General features: G+C 63.6%; 13 protein-coding genes. 8 read left to right on the forward strand and 5 right to left on the reverse strand.

The window, feature by feature from the left end; genetic code table 11:
• Positions 1 to 5: 5 nt before the first annotated feature.
• Positions 6 to 464 (reverse strand): DUF3093 domain-containing protein, encoded by a 459-nt coding sequence (locus LWF01_RS06155; RefSeq protein ID WP_349640166.1) that lies wholly within the window; start codon positions 462 to 464, stop codon positions 6 to 8.
• A gap of 52 nt (positions 465 to 516) precedes the next feature.
• Here LWF01_RS06155 and dut point away from each other — a divergent pair, with 52 nt between their 5' ends.
• From dut to LWF01_RS06175, 4 genes are read left to right on the forward strand one after another with little or no spacing between them, the layout of a single operon-like run.
• Positions 517 to 1,029 (forward strand): dUTP diphosphatase, encoded by a 513-nt coding sequence (gene dut, locus LWF01_RS06160; protein ID WP_432761997.1) that lies wholly within the window; start codon positions 517 to 519, stop codon positions 1,027 to 1,029.
• The gene (locus LWF01_RS06165) at positions 1,029 to 1,994 is read left to right on the forward strand and encodes a DUF3710 domain-containing protein (RefSeq protein ID WP_349640167.1); all 966 of its coding nucleotides are present in this window, start codon (positions 1,029 to 1,031) and stop codon (positions 1,992 to 1,994) included. Before dut ends, LWF01_RS06165 begins: the two co-directional genes overlap by 1 nt.
• A 28-nt stretch (positions 1,995 to 2,022) precedes the next feature.
• Positions 2,023 to 2,385, forward strand: a complete 363-nt coding sequence (locus tag LWF01_RS06170) for an OB-fold nucleic acid binding domain-containing protein (protein WP_349640168.1) — start codon at positions 2,023 to 2,025, stop codon at positions 2,383 to 2,385.
• Positions 2,386 to 2,387: 2 nt separating this feature from the next.
• Positions 2,388 to 3,134 carry a DUF3159 domain-containing protein gene (locus LWF01_RS06175; RefSeq protein WP_349640169.1) on the forward strand — a complete coding sequence of 249 codons (747 nt, stop codon included), beginning with the start codon at positions 2,388 to 2,390 and terminating at the stop codon, positions 3,132 to 3,134.
• Here LWF01_RS06175 and LWF01_RS06180 read toward each other — a convergent pair.
• Positions 3,079 to 3,741: a potassium channel family protein gene (locus LWF01_RS06180; RefSeq protein WP_349640170.1), complete on the reverse strand. Its 663-nt coding sequence runs from the start codon at positions 3,739 to 3,741 to the stop codon at positions 3,079 to 3,081. The genes LWF01_RS06175 and LWF01_RS06180 overlap by 56 nt on opposite strands.
• Positions 3,738 to 4,388 (reverse strand): potassium channel family protein, encoded by a 651-nt coding sequence (locus LWF01_RS06185; RefSeq protein ID WP_349640836.1) that lies wholly within the window; start codon positions 4,386 to 4,388, stop codon positions 3,738 to 3,740. The genes LWF01_RS06180 and LWF01_RS06185 overlap by 4 nt, the downstream gene beginning before the upstream one ends.
• Positions 4,389 to 4,458: 70 nt before the next feature.
• On the opposite strand from LWF01_RS06185, the gene LWF01_RS06190 reads away from it, so the two are divergent.
• Together LWF01_RS06190 and LWF01_RS06195 are read left to right on the forward strand one after the other, a co-directional pair.
• On the forward strand, positions 4,459 to 6,486 hold the full coding sequence (locus tag LWF01_RS06190) for an APC family permease (RefSeq protein ID WP_349640171.1): 2,028 nt from the start codon (positions 4,459 to 4,461) through the stop codon (positions 6,484 to 6,486).
• 65 nt (positions 6,487 to 6,551) lie between these two features.
• Positions 6,552 to 7,973 carry a class I SAM-dependent RNA methyltransferase gene (locus LWF01_RS06195; protein WP_349640172.1) on the forward strand — a complete coding sequence of 474 codons (1,422 nt, stop codon included), beginning with the start codon at positions 6,552 to 6,554 and terminating at the stop codon, positions 7,971 to 7,973.
• A 22-nt stretch (positions 7,974 to 7,995) separates the two neighbouring features.
• Here the strand turns inward: LWF01_RS06195 and LWF01_RS06200 are convergent, their stop codons facing one another.
• Entirely contained in the window at positions 7,996 to 9,168 is a 1,173-nt protein-coding gene (locus LWF01_RS06200; protein ID WP_349640173.1) for an acyl-CoA dehydrogenase family protein, read from the reverse strand.
• A 165-nt stretch (positions 9,169 to 9,333) separates the two neighbouring features.
• On the opposite strand from LWF01_RS06200, the gene LWF01_RS06205 reads away from it, so the two are divergent.
• Positions 9,334 to 10,389, forward strand: a complete 1,056-nt coding sequence (locus tag LWF01_RS06205) for a LacI family DNA-binding transcriptional regulator (RefSeq protein WP_349640174.1) — start codon at positions 9,334 to 9,336, stop codon at positions 10,387 to 10,389.
• Here the strand turns inward: LWF01_RS06205 and LWF01_RS06210 are convergent.
• On the reverse strand, positions 10,386 to 10,559 hold the full coding sequence (locus LWF01_RS06210; RefSeq protein ID WP_349640175.1) for a hypothetical protein: 174 nt from the start codon (positions 10,557 to 10,559) through the stop codon (positions 10,386 to 10,388). The genes LWF01_RS06205 and LWF01_RS06210 overlap by 4 nt on opposite strands.
• Before the next feature lie 254 nt (positions 10,560 to 10,813).
• Here LWF01_RS06210 and acnA point away from each other — a divergent pair, with 254 nt between their 5' ends.
• Entirely contained in the window at positions 10,814 to 13,567 is a 2,754-nt protein-coding gene (acnA, locus tag LWF01_RS06215) for an aconitate hydratase AcnA (RefSeq protein ID WP_349640176.1), read from the forward strand.
• Positions 13,568 to 13,681: the final 114 nt, after the last annotated feature.

The raw sequence follows: 13,681 nt of genomic DNA on the forward strand, positions 1-13,681 counted from the left end.
CGCGGTTAACCGTTCAGGATCGTGCTGAGTTTTTGCGGCTCTCTTGTGGAGAAAAGCCAGTAGGGAGCCGGATCCTCATGATCGATGAGTTCAACCTCCACCACATCGCGAACCCAGCCGCGAATGCTGAGGAACGCCCGTACGTCCAGACCCGGACCGCGGGCGTTCGTTGCGTCCGGCCCCAGGTGCGGCTTAGCCGGGCCGAGAAACTTCCTTTCCACCCGCGCCTTGCCTACCTGCAGGGTGTCCGCGGTGACCTCGATCTTCAGCGAAATGCTGACCAGCCACCAACAGAACAGGCCGAAGACCACGATCGGTGTGACGATGGCGGCCGGCGTGGAAAGCGGAATCAGAACCAGGACGGTTGCACCGGAAACGAGTAGCGCGCTGGTCCAGACCCACCAGGCCGGCCACAGTCGCTCGGAGTAGATGATGGCAGGCGAGTCTGGCGATGGCTGTGACATGATGCCAAGCTTTTCACCTTTCGGCGATGCTGAGCTACTCAGGGTGCCCCCGATGCGACTAGAGTCTAAGCTCGTGAGTGATCTACAAGCAGCAGACAGCGACGTGCCGGTACTAATAGTCCAGCTGGACCCCGAAATGCCGCAGCCGGGATACGAGCACCCGGGCGATGCGGGGGCCGATCTGCGCACAACGGAGCCGATTAGCCTCGGCCCTGGTGAGCGGCGCACCGTCGGAACCGGAATAGCGCTGGCCCTGCCAAACGGGTACGTCGGGCTGGTGCATCCGCGATCCGGGCTGGCGTCGCGTCACGGGCTGACCATTGTCAATGCCCCGGGAACGATCGACGCGGGCTATCGTGGCGAGGTTCGGGTGACCCTGGTCAATACCGACCGAACGGAGCCGATAGTCCTGCAGCGCGGCGACCGGATCGCGCAACTCGTTATTCAGCGGGTGGAACGGGCGAAGTTTGTCGTAGTGCAGGAATTGCCGGGCTCGCAGCGCGGCTCGGGCGGCTTCGGGTCCACCGGCGGATTCGCGAGCACAGCACAGGGAGTTGAGAACTGATGGGAATTTTTGGCCGGCGTAAGAACCAGGCCTCGGCGGATTCGGTCAAGGGTAAGCGCGCCAAAGCGAAATCCGGCATCGAGGAAGTCGACCAGCCTGAAGACGACTTGAAGTCGGCCGCAGTCGAAGCGGAGGCCGGCGACGAGAAGGCGGCGAGCCCCTCGGACCTGACAGACGACGCGGACGGCCTGAACGACGCAGACGACGCTGACGACGCAGACCAGGACGATGCGGACGATGCGGACGGGGCTGACGAGGACGACGCTGACCAGGACGATGCGGACGATGCGGACGGGGCTGACGAGGACGTCGCTGACGAGGACGAACCGGCAGCCAAGTCGGGCCCGCTCGACCGCGCGGACAATGGCCCGTTCGATGAAGCGGAGGCCGACGATGCCGTCCGGATCGATCTCGGCGCCTTGCGGATCAAGCCGGTCGACGGGATGCAGCTGCGGCTCGATGTGGATGAAAGCGGTAACCGGATCGTCTCGGTCACCCTGATCGTCGAGGGGGCCACGCTTCAGCTGCAGGCATTCGCCGCCCCGCGGTCGGAAGGATTGTGGCGCGAGATCCGTAAACAAATCTCCGCCTCGGTAAGCCGCCAGGGCGGCACGGTCGACGTGCTGCACACCAAGTTCGGCAAAGAGGTCCTGGCTAGAATCCCGGCGCGGACCGACGATAACCGAACCGGAGTCCGGCAGGCACGTTTCATCGGGGTCGACGGCCCGCGCTGGTTCCTGCGCGCAGTTGTCGGCGGGAAGGCGCTCACCGATGACGACGCGAAAGATCAGATCGAATCGCTACTGCGTTCCGTCGTCGTCGTGCGCGGTGACGAGCCGATGCCGCCACGTGAGCTGCTGAAGGTCACGGCGCCCACCCAGGAAACTGACGACGATGAGGACGAGGAGCAGAAGGACTCGTTGAACCCCTTCGAGCGCGGCCCCGAGATCACCGAGATCCGGTAATGCGTGGATGGCCGGTGGTGCAACAGCGGTGAAGAAGAGATTACTTGCGTTCCTCAACTCGCGCGATGAGATCGAGGCCCATGACGATGCCGCGCTTCGGCGCAGCAGTGGCTCGACGTCGATCTCCGAGTTGTCCGGCCGTGGCCCCGTCCGGCTCGGAGGCATCGTTGCGACCGTTACTGAAAGCACGCCGGAGGAGTCTCCCTCACTGTGGATCGAACTCTCCGACGGCTCCGGGGTGGTCCGGATCTGCTGGCTTGGACGACGCAAGATCCGCGGCATCCATCCCGGCCGACAGCTGGAAGTAGAGGGCATGGTCAGCTACAAGCGCGGCCGCCCCACCCTGTTCAACCCCACGTACACGTTAATTGACTCCGACCGGGAACGGTGAGAATGACTGAATCGCACGAACGGCCTGACGTCGGAGCGGACAGTTCCGACGCGACCCGGCGTGACGTGGACCCGGAGCAACCGGCTGCGACGCTCGGAAAGGCCTTGGGCCGCGGAGCGCTGGGGCGAGCAGGTTCCGGCAGCGTCAAGGAAGCGATCGGCGGCCCGTGGGGCGTCATCAACTCGGTTCTGCCAGGCTTGCTGTTCGTCATCGTGTATTCGGTGACATCCGAGCTGAAGCCATCGCTGATTTCGGCAATCGGAGCGGGCGTCGGGCTAATGATCGTCTCGCTGTTCCGGCGGCAGCCGGTGAGCCAGAGCATCGGCGGCCTGATCGGCGTTGCGCTCTGCGCGTTCGTCGCGATGCGAAGCGGCAAAGCCGAGGACTATTTCCTGATCGGGCTGTTCACCAACGCCGGCTCGATCCTGATCTTTCTGATCTCGATTCTGATCCGCTGGCCGCTTATCGGGCTGATCGCCGGCTACCTCACCGGCGAGGAGCTGCGCTGGCGCAACGATCCGGCCCGGCTGCGGTTGTTCCAGCGGATCAGCTGGATGTGGATCGCCGCTTTCGCGCTGCGGCTCATTGTGCAGGTACCGCTCTACCTCAGCGGCAACGTAGCCGCGCTCGGCACGCTGCGGCTGGCGCTGGGCCTGCCACTGTTCGCGCTCGTCGCCTGGCTGTCGTGGCTGCTTATTCGGAAGGCGCCAACAGCTCGAGAAGAGGAACCTCTCCGCCCGGCGTCGTGATGAAGAACAGCTCGTCGCCCGCCTCGAGAATGTCATCAGGGGTCGGTGCGAGCGCACGCGAGCTGCGCAGCACCGCAACCAGAACGGCATCCTCCGGCAGAGCCAGCGATCCCACCGGCTTCCCGACAATCGGCGAATCCTGATGAACTGTGAATTCAACCAATCCGGACTTGCCCTGTTCGAAGGTGAGCAGGCGTACCAGGCCGCCGATTTCCACCGCCTCCTCGACCAGTGCGGTCATCAGCCGCGGCGTTGACACCGCAACGTCCACACCCCAGGACTCGTCGAAGAGCCACTCATTCTTCGGATTGTTGACCCGGCCCACCGTCCTGGGCACGGCGAACTCGGTTTTGGCGATCAACAGCATCACCAGATTTGTCTTGTCATCACCGGTCGCGGCCACCACGACGTCAGCGTCCTCCAGCTGGGCCTCGTTCAGACCGGCCATCTCACACGCATCGGCAAGCAACCAGCGGGCGCTCGGCACCCGGTCGCGTTTCATCGCGGCGGCCGACTTGTCGATCAGCAGCACCTCGTGGTGGTGCGCAATGAGCTCCCGGGCTATGGAGCGGCCCACGCTTCCCGCCCCTGCGATGACTACTTTCACTCCGAGCTCTCCTTCAATGAACCAAGTGCCGCCGCAATCTCATCGCGCTTTTCTATCGGCATCATCACGTGCAGCAGGTCGCCCTCCTGAATAAGCATCCGGTCACTGGGCATGGTGCCCTCGCCCGTCCTGGTCAGGTACGCCACCCGCACCGGCACCGTGCCCTCGATCGCCTTAAGCGGCTGACCGACCCAGCTTTCGTGCAGATGAACCTCTGCCAGCATCAGCCGGCCGGAGGGTTCGCGGAACTCGCTGGCCGACCCCTGCGGAATCAGTCGCCGCATCACCTGGTCGGCGGTCCACCGGACGGTCGCCACGGTGGGGATGCCGATTCGCTGGTAAATCTCGGCCCGGCCCGGGTCGTAAATCCGTGCCACCACGTGGGAAACGCCGAAGGTCTCCCGGGCAACCCGGGCGGCAAGAATGTTGGAGTTGTCGCCGCTGCTGACAGCTGCCAGGGCGTAAGCATCTGTGATGTTCGCCTCCTGCAGGGTTTCGCGGTCGAAGCCGATACCGGTCACGGTGGTGCCGGAAAAACTGTCCGACAACCGCAGAAACGCGCTCTCATTCTGGTCGATCACCGCGACCGAATGCCCCGAGGCATCGAGGGTCTGAGCGATCGTGGTCCCTACTCGACCACACCCCATTACAACAAAGTGCACTTTCCAACCGCCTTCCGCGCGTCAAACCAGTCAATAGGTTCTAGCATTGATCCTCGTGGCAACATTTACAGACGCGCTTAAGAGGGTAATCGTTGGGCGACCCTACCGGAGCGATCGCCTTAGCGAAACTCTACTTCCCAAACGCATCGCGCTGCCGGTGTTCGCCTCCGACGCGCTTTCCTCCGTTGCTTACGCCCCGGACGAGATCCTGCTGACCCTGTCGCTCGCCGGGATCACCGCAATGACGATATCGCCGCTGGTCGGTGCGGCGGTGGCTGTCGTCATGCTGGTTGTCGTCGCGTCCTACCGACAGAATGTGCGCGCCTACACGTCAGGCGGCGGTGACTACGAGGTCGCCGCTACCAACCTCGGCCGTCCGGCCAGCATTACCGTGGCCAGCGCACTACTGGTTGACTACGTTCTGACTGTGGCGGTATCCATCTCATCGGCCGCCCACTACGCGGCAACCGCGGTCTCAGCGCTGCGCGGCACCGAGCCATACATTGCCGTGACCCTCGTGCTGATCATCACCGCAGCCAACCTGCGGGGAGTGCGCGAATCGGGCCGCGCCTTCGCAGTCCCGACCTACATCTTCATCATCTCCATCCTCGGGATGTGCATCTGGGGCCTGATCCGGCTGTTGATCGGGGATGTGCCGCAGGCCGCGTCCTCCGGTTACACAGTCGCGCCGGGCGCCGGGTTCGACGCCGGGTTGCTTGGCCTGGCCGGGGCGCTGCTGGTGATGCGGGCGTTTTCGTCGGGCTGTGCCGCGCTGACCGGTGTGGAGGCGATCAGCAACGGCGTGCCGGCGTTCCAGAAGCCGAAGAGTAAGAACGCCGCGACGACTCTGCTGTTGCTGGGCGTGATCGCGGTTTCGATGCTGATGGGCATCATCTTCCTGGCCAGCCAGACCAGGCTGCATTTCGTCTCCGATCCTGCCACCCAGCTGATCGGTCCGAACGGTGAGCCGGCGGGCGATTCCTATATCCAGGACCCGGTGATCGGACAGCTGGCCGAGGCGATCTTCTCCGACTTTCCGCCGGCGTTCTATCTTGTCGCCGTGGTCACCGGGATCATCCTGGTGCTTGCCGCGAATACAGCGTTCTCCGGGTTTCCCGGCCTGGCCTCGATCCTGGCCAGGGACGGTTTCCTGCCTCGCCAGCTGAATACTCGTGGAGACCGGCTGGCATTCTCCAACGGCATCATCGCCCTTGCCATCGCGGCGATTGTTCTTATTCTCGCCTTCGGCGCCGACACAACTTCCTTGATTCAGCTCTACATCGTCGGGGTGTTCGTCTCCTTCACAGTCGGACAGTTCGGCATGGTCAAGCACTGGACGGCCAAGTTGCGGCTGAGCACCGACCGGGCAGAGCGGGCCACGTTGCGTAGGTCGCGGGTAGTGAACTTCATCGGCCTGCTGATGACCGGCGTCGTCCTGATCGTCGTCCTGGCCACGAAATTCCTGCTCGGCGCCTGGATCGCAATTGCCGCGATGGCAGTCCTGTTCGTCATGATGGGCGCGATCCGGAAGCACTACGATCGGGTCGCGGACGAACTGACTCCCGGCGATGAGGACTCCGCGCGGCTGCTGCCGCCCAATGTGCACGCCATAGTGCTGGTCTCCAAGGTGCACAAGCCGACGTTGCGGGCGCTCGCCTACGCCAGGGCCGCGCGTCCGACGGTCCTGGAAGCGGTCACGGTCGGCGTTGACCGGGCCGAAACCGAGGCGCTGCGCGAGCAATGGGATTCTGCGGACCTGCCGGTGCGGCTCACCAGCCTTGACTCGCCGTACCGGGAGATCACCAGGCCGATCCTGCAATACGTGCGTCGGATCCGGCGGGAATCTCCCCGGGACCTGATCATCGTGTATATCCCGGAGTACATCGTGGGCCACTGGTGGGAGCACCTGTTGCACAACCAGACGGCGCTTCGGCTGAAGTCGCGCCTGCTCTTCGTCAGCGGCGTGATGGTCGCCAGCGTGCCATGGCGGCTCAGCTCCTTCGAGAAGGTATCCGAGGTCGTCGAAGAGCAACGGGTCCAGGAGCGGGCACGAGCCAAGGAGCGGGCACGAGCCAAGGAATGACGCGGGTGCCCAGCGAGGCCACGCAGCGCAGGACAAGTGGACATTTTCAACGAAAGGCGGGACCCATGGAGCTGACGGTTACGATCGAGGCCGTTGGCCAGGGCGGCATCTGCATAGCACGCCACGAGGGCCGCGTCGTGTTCGTGCCCGATGTGCTTCCCGGCGAAACTGTCCGGGTTGTAGTGCCGGAGCCGGCGGAGAATGCGAAATTCTGGCGTGCCGAGCTGCGCGAGGTTCTTGAACCCTCGCACTCTCGGATCGCCACGCGATGGAGCGAGGCCGGGCCGGGCGGTGTCGGTGGTGCAGAGCTTGCCCACGTCGAGCTCGAAGCCAGTAGACGCTGGAAGTCATCGGTTATCGCCGAACAGCTTTCCAGGCTGGCCGGCCTGGAACTGGCCGTCGAGGTCGAGGCAGCTGAAGGTGACGTCGAGCGTGACGGCCTGGGATGGCGAACCCGCGTGCAGTTCGCCGTGGCGCGCGACGGCCGGCTCGGCGGCCTGGCACCGCGGTCACACCGGATCGTGCCTCTGACGCGAATGCCGCTGGCGACCAGCCGGATCGAGGGACTCGGTATCCTCGGCCATCGTTTTCCGGGCGCCGATCGGGTCGAGGTCATCGCTCCGGCCTCGGGGGCACAGGCCCTCGTGGTCGTCTCGTACGGCCAGCCACCGAAGGACGCCGACGGCCAGGCCCCGAAGGACGCCGGCTTCCAGGCCAGACGCAAACAGTCGTTGACTGCATTCGCCGAGCTGAACCCCGATGTGTCACTCGTCGCGGTGGACGAACCGAACCGACGGTCCGGTACTCGGCGACCGCGTGGACGCCGGCAGGGCAGCTCGCGGACCCAGCGACCCAGACGCGAACTGATCTCCGGCCAGGACTTCGTCGAGGAAGCGGTGGCCTTCACCCTGGCCGGCGATCGTGTGGAACGGCAATTCCGGGTAACCGGCGGCGGCTTCTGGCAGGTGCACCGGGCAGCACCGGGCATATTGACTCAGGCGCTGCTCGACGCCGTAGCTGTCCAGCCGGGGGAGAAGGTGGCCGACCTCTACTCCGGGGCGGGCCTATTCACTGCTGCGCTGGCCATTGCCGCCGGTGCGGACGGCCAGGTCACCGGGATTGAGGGAGACCAGCAGGCCGTTTCCGACTCGGAACGAAACCTTGCGGATCTTCCGACCGTGCGGCTGCACCGGGGCCCGGTAGAAAAAGAGCTCGCGGGAATCCCCGTGGGTCAAGCTGTTCCGGCCCTCGACGTGGTCACGCTCGACCCACCACGCTCGGGCGCCGGGAAGGCCGTCGTCGAACAAATCGTCGCGCACAGACCCCGGATCGTTGGCTACGTTTCCTGCGATCCGGCAACCCTTGCCCGCGACATCGCCTATTTCGCCGAACGAGGTTACCGGCTGTCGTCATTGCGCGCGTTTGATCTGTTTCCGCTGACCCACCATGTGGAGAGCCTCGCCGTTCTGACGCCCGGACCGAACTGAGCCGACCCGGGCGACAGGAGACCTAGCGGAACGCCGCCTGTCCGGTCAGCGCCTGGCCGATCACGAGCTGATGCACCTCTGAGGTTCCCTCGTAGGTGAGCACAGACTCGAGGTTATTGGCGTGCCGAATCACCGGGTACTCCAGCGTGATGCCGTTGGCGCCGAGAATCGTGCGGCATTCGCGCGCTATCGCAATTGCCTCGCGGACGTTGTTGAGCTTGCCCGTGCTGACCTGCTCGCTCGCGACCTCACCCTTTTCCTTCAACCGGCTCAGGTGGATGGCGAGCAGCTGGCCCTTGCCGAGTTCCAGAGCCATGTCGGCAAGTTTTGCCTGAGTTAGCTGATACGCCGCCAGCGGCTTGTCGAAGACATCGCGGTCCTGCGCGTAGCTGATCGCTGTCTCCAGGCAGTCCCGGGCAGCGCCCAGTGCGCCGAAGATGATGCCGAAGCGCGCCTCGTTCAGGCAGCTGAGCGGCCCGCGCAGCCCCTTGGCCTTGGGCAGTTCGGCGGATTCCGGCAGCCGGACGTTCTCCAGCACCAGCTCGGAGGTGACCGAGGCTCGCAGCGACAGCTTTGCCTTGATCTCCGGAGCGGAGAACCCCGGTGTATCGGTTGGCACGACGAAGCCGCGCACGCCGTCATCCGTGCGCGCCCACACGATGGCGACATCAGCGATCGACCCGTTGGTGATCCACATCTTTGTGCCGTTCAGCACCCAGTCGCTGCCGTCCTTCTTGGCGTTGGTGCGCATGCCGCCCGGGTTCGACCCGAAGTCAGGTTCGGTAAGCCCGAAGCAGCCGATCGCCTCGCCGGCGGCCATCTTCGGCAGCCATTCGTTCTTCTGGTCTTCGCTTCCCCAGTTATGGATGGCGAACATCGCCAGCGAACCCTGGACGGAGACCAGGCTGCGAATGCCGGAATCGACGGCCTCCAGTTCAAGGCAGGCCAGCCCGTAGGACGTCGCGTTCAAGCCGGCGCAGCCGTATCCCTCGAGGTGCATGCCGAGCACGCCCAGCTGGCCGAGCTCCTTGGCCAGTTCGCGGGCCGGCAGCTTACCTTCTTCGAACCACTCGGCAATATGTGGACGGATCTTGTCCGCGCCGAAGCGGCGGACGGTCTCCTGAATGGCGAGTTCTTCGGACGTGAGCAGCGAATCGATGGCGAAGAGCTGGGAAACGGATTGTGGGGCGGGCATCGCATTCCTTTGGATAGAGCTTGGACAGAGCCGTTAAGCGGACATCAACGTTGTGTCGCCGACTGTCGCTCCGATAGCCTTTAGAGAACGTTTGCGCAATCGATTGCACATTCAATACGTTAAGGAACCGTACTGCGGTTCGTCAACAAGCTTAAGGATGTAGGCATGGGCGAGCAGAACGGCGGCTCGGCAGCAAAACCTTCCCGGCCATCGACGCTCCGGCAGATCGCGCAGACGTCCGGCGTGCACGTTTCCACCGTTTCCCGGGTGCTGCGCCAGCAGGAGCCGCCGGACGGCTGGTCTGAATCCGCGCGGCGAATCCGTGAGGTCGCCGAGGATCTCGGCTACCAACCCAATCTGTGGGCGGCGAGCTTGCGCACCAGGCGGACCACCACGATCGGCGTGGTGATGTCGCGGCTGACGGACGGGGTGATCGCCACGACGTATCAGGGCATCGAGTCCGCAGCAGGCGACGCCGGATACTCGGTGCTGTTGTCGAGCCCTGACGATGAGCTCGAGGCGCAGCGCCGATCAATCGAACTGCTGCTGAGCCGACAGGTAGACGGCTTGATCCTGAGCAGCATGCACGAGCCGGCCGACGAGTTCCTGGCTACCCTTTCGCTCGGCGATGTTCCCGTGCTGCTGATCAACCGGCATGCGGACAGTGCGCAGGTATCGGTGACCAGCGATGATCACCACGGCGGTTACCTCGCGGCTCGGCATTTGCTGGAGCTCGGTCACACCAAGTTCGGCGTGATTGCCGGGCCGGAGCATGCCAGCACGGCTCGGGACCGGGTGGCCGGCTTCCTGGCGGGGCTCCGGGAATCCGGCGTCAGCTTGCGAGATGACTTCCTGGTGCGTTCCGACTTCGAGGTCGCCGGCGGTGTTTGCGCGGCAAAGAAGCTTCTGGATCGCGCCGATCGTCCGACCGCCATCTTTTCGGTGAACGATACCGCTGCCATCGGAGTGCTCGGGGTGGCTCGCGATCTCAGGCTTTCAGTGCCGGAGGACCTGTCTCTGATCGGGTACAACGACATCCCGGTTGTGTCGCAGTTGCCCGTGCCATTGACGACTCTTAGGTCTCCGGCGAGGAATATCGGCGTAACCGGCGTAAAGCTGCTGCTTGAGCTGATTCGTGGCCGGGATGTCGATTCGGTCCGATTGCCGGTTGAACTGATCAGACGCGCTTCGACTGGCGCTCCGGCTAACCGAAGGCGCTAGTTCTTTTTCGGCAGCACCAGCACGATGATGAGCGAGACAATGCTGAACAGGAATCCAAGCACCGTCCAGAGTACTCGGCCGCGCCCCTTGTTCTTCGCAATGAAGTTACAGGCGATCGCGCAAACGATCCCGAAAATCAGGCTTCCGCCACTGAGTGTCACCGGATCCATCAGGTTTCCCTTCCTTTTCTGCACAACAGTACGTGACTTTTGGTCCCGTAATGGTGCGCCTTCCGCGGGGATGCGATAAGATTTATCTTGACGTCAAGATACTTTACGACAAGTTTCTGTGTGCTAAATCAGCGATTGCCGCTGCCTGTGTTGGCTTCCGGCTTGTTCGGATCGACATTGGTGGGCCCGACTCGTCGGGTACGCACTTAGGTAGCGTCGGGATGGATGTATCGCGTGCGAAGAGGAGAATCACGATGAGTGAAATTAACAGCTTCAACTCCAGGGGGACCCTGGAGGTTGCGGGCAGTGAGTACGAAATCTACCGGCTCAATTCGGTTCAGGGTTCTGAGTCGCTGCCGTTCAGCCTCAAGGTTCTGCTGGAGAACCTGCTGCGCACCGAAGATGGTGCCAACATCACCAAGGATCACATCCAGGCACTTGGTTCCTGGGATGCCGACGCCGACCCGAGCACCGAGATCCAGTACACGCCGGCCCGCGTCGTCATGCAGGACTTCACCGGTGTTCCCTGCATCGTCGACCTCGCCACTATGCGTGAGGCGGTGAAGGACCTCGGGGGAGACCCGTCGAAGGTCAACCCGCTCTCACCTGCCGAGCTCGTGATCGATCACTCGGTTATCGCGGATTCATTCGGCACGCCTGAGTCGTTCGAGAAGAACGTCGAGCTGGAATACCAGCGCAATGGCGAGCGGTACCAGTTCCTGCGCTGGGGTCAGACCGCGTTCGACGACTTCAAGGTGGTGCCTCCCGGTACCGGGATCGTTCACCAGGTCAACATCGAGTACCTCGCCAAGACGATCTACACCCGCGAGGTCGAGGTCAATGGAAAGTCGGTGCTGCGCGCATACCCGGACACCTGTGTCGGCACGGACTCGCATACCACCATGGTCAACGGCCTGGGTGTGCTCGGCTGGGGCGTCGGCGGAATCGAGGCCGAGGCGGCCATGCTCGGCCAGCCGGTATCGATGCTGATCCCGCGGGTCGTCGGCTTCAAGCTGACCGGCCAGATCCCGTCCGGCGCTACCGCGACCGATGTCGTGCTCACCATCACCGAGATGCTGCGCAAGCACGGCGTCGTCGGCAAGTTCGTCGAGTTCTACGGTGAGGGCGTGGCATCCGTGCCGCTGGCCAACCGCGCCACGATCGGCAACATGAGTCCCGAATTCGGCTCGACCGCTGCCATGTTCCCGATCGACGATGTCACCGTCGATTACCTGCGGCTGACCGGCCGCAGCGAGGACCATTTGGCATTGGTCGAGGCCTACGCCAAGGAGCAGGGCCTTTGGCACGACCCATCGACGGAGATCAAGTACTCGGAGTACCTGGAGCTCGATCTCTCCACCGTCGTTCCGTCGATCGCCGGTCCGAAGCGTCCACAGGACCGGATCGCGTTGACGCACGCCAAAACCCAGTTCGCCCGTGACCTGCGCAATTACGTTTCCGACGACGACGAGTCAGAGCTGGAATCGTTCCCCGCCTCGGATTCGCCGACCCATGCGGCAAACAGCCGTCCGCACAAGCCGACCACCGTCACGATGGACGACGGCTCGTCATTCGAAATCGATCACGGCGCCGTCACAATCGCGGCGATCACCTCGTGCACGAACACGTCGAACCCCTCCGTGATGATCGCTGCCGCGCTCGTTGCCAAGAAGGCCGTCGACAAGGGCCTGGACCGCAAGCCGTGGGTCAAGACGACCCTGGCTCCGGGTTCACAGGTCGTGACGAACTACTACGACAAGTCCGGGCTGACGCCGTACCTGGAGAAGCTCGGCTTCAACCTGGTGGGCTATGGCTGCACGACCTGCATCGGAAACTCCGGGCCGCTGCCGGAGGAGATCTCCAAGGCGGTCAACGAAGCCGACCTGGCCGCTACCGCGGTGCTTTCCGGTAACCGGAACTTCGAGGGCCGGATCAACCCGGACGTCAAGATGAACTACCTCGCCTCGCCTCCGCTTGTCATCGCGTACGCGCTGGCCGGAACCATGGACTTCGACTTCGAGTCCGAGCCACTCGGCACCGATACTGACGGACAGCCGGTATTCCTGCGGGATATCTGGCCGACGCCGGAAGAGGTCCAGAAGACGATCGACGAGACCATCGACCAGGCGATGTTCTCCCATGACTACGCCGATGTATTCACCGGCGATGACCGGTGGCGTTCGCTGTCAACTCCCGAGGGCGATACGTTCGAGTGGGCGGATGAGTCGACCTACGTCCGGAAGCCTCCGTACTTCGATGGAATGTCGGTGGAACCGGCGCCGGTCGAAGACATCTCACAGGCCCGGGTGCTCGCCAAGCTTGGCGATTCGGTCACCACAGATCACATCTCACCGGCTGGATCGTTCAAGGCCGACACGCCAGCGGGCAAGTACCTGCTCGAAAACGGCGTTGAGCGCAAGGACTTCAACTCCTACGGCTCGCGCCGCGGAAACCACGAGGTGATGATCCGCGGAACGTTTGCGAACATTCGGCTGCAGAATCAGTTGCTGAACAACGTGCAGGGCGGTTTCACCCGCGACTTCACCCTGGACGGCGCGCCGCAGACGACGATCTACGATGCCGCGCAGAACTACCAGGCAGCCGGTATTCCGCTGGTCGTGCTCGGTGGCAAGGAGTATGGCTCGGGATCCTCACGGGACTGGGCCGCCAAAGGTACGGCACTGCTGGGCGTCAAGGCGGTAATCACCGAGAGCTATGAGCGGATTCACCGCTCCAACCTGATCGGAATGGGCGTCCTGCCGCTGCAGTTCCCACTCGGCGAGTCCGCGGGTTCGCTCGGACTGGACGGCACCGAGACATTCGATATCTCCGGCGTAACGGCTCTCAACGAGGGCACGACACCGAAGATCGTCAAGGTGCGGGCAACGAAGGAAGGTGGCGACGTAGTTGAATTCGACGCCGTCGTCCGGATCGATACGCCGGGAGAAGCGGACTACTACCGCAACGGCGGAATCCTGCAGTACGTTCTGCGGTCGTTGACGAAGTAGCATACGTACACCGGCGATGGGCGGTGACCGCGCGGCCCCAGGGCAGCGTAGTCACCGCCCATCGCATTTCCCTGAATCGGTGCTGCTCCGAGTCGGTACTTTCCTGAGTCGGTG

Origin of the sequence: Saxibacter everestensis (assembly GCF_025787225.1) — a bacterium.
GTDB lineage: Bacteria > Actinomycetota > Actinomycetes > Actinomycetales > Brevibacteriaceae > Saxibacter > Saxibacter everestensis.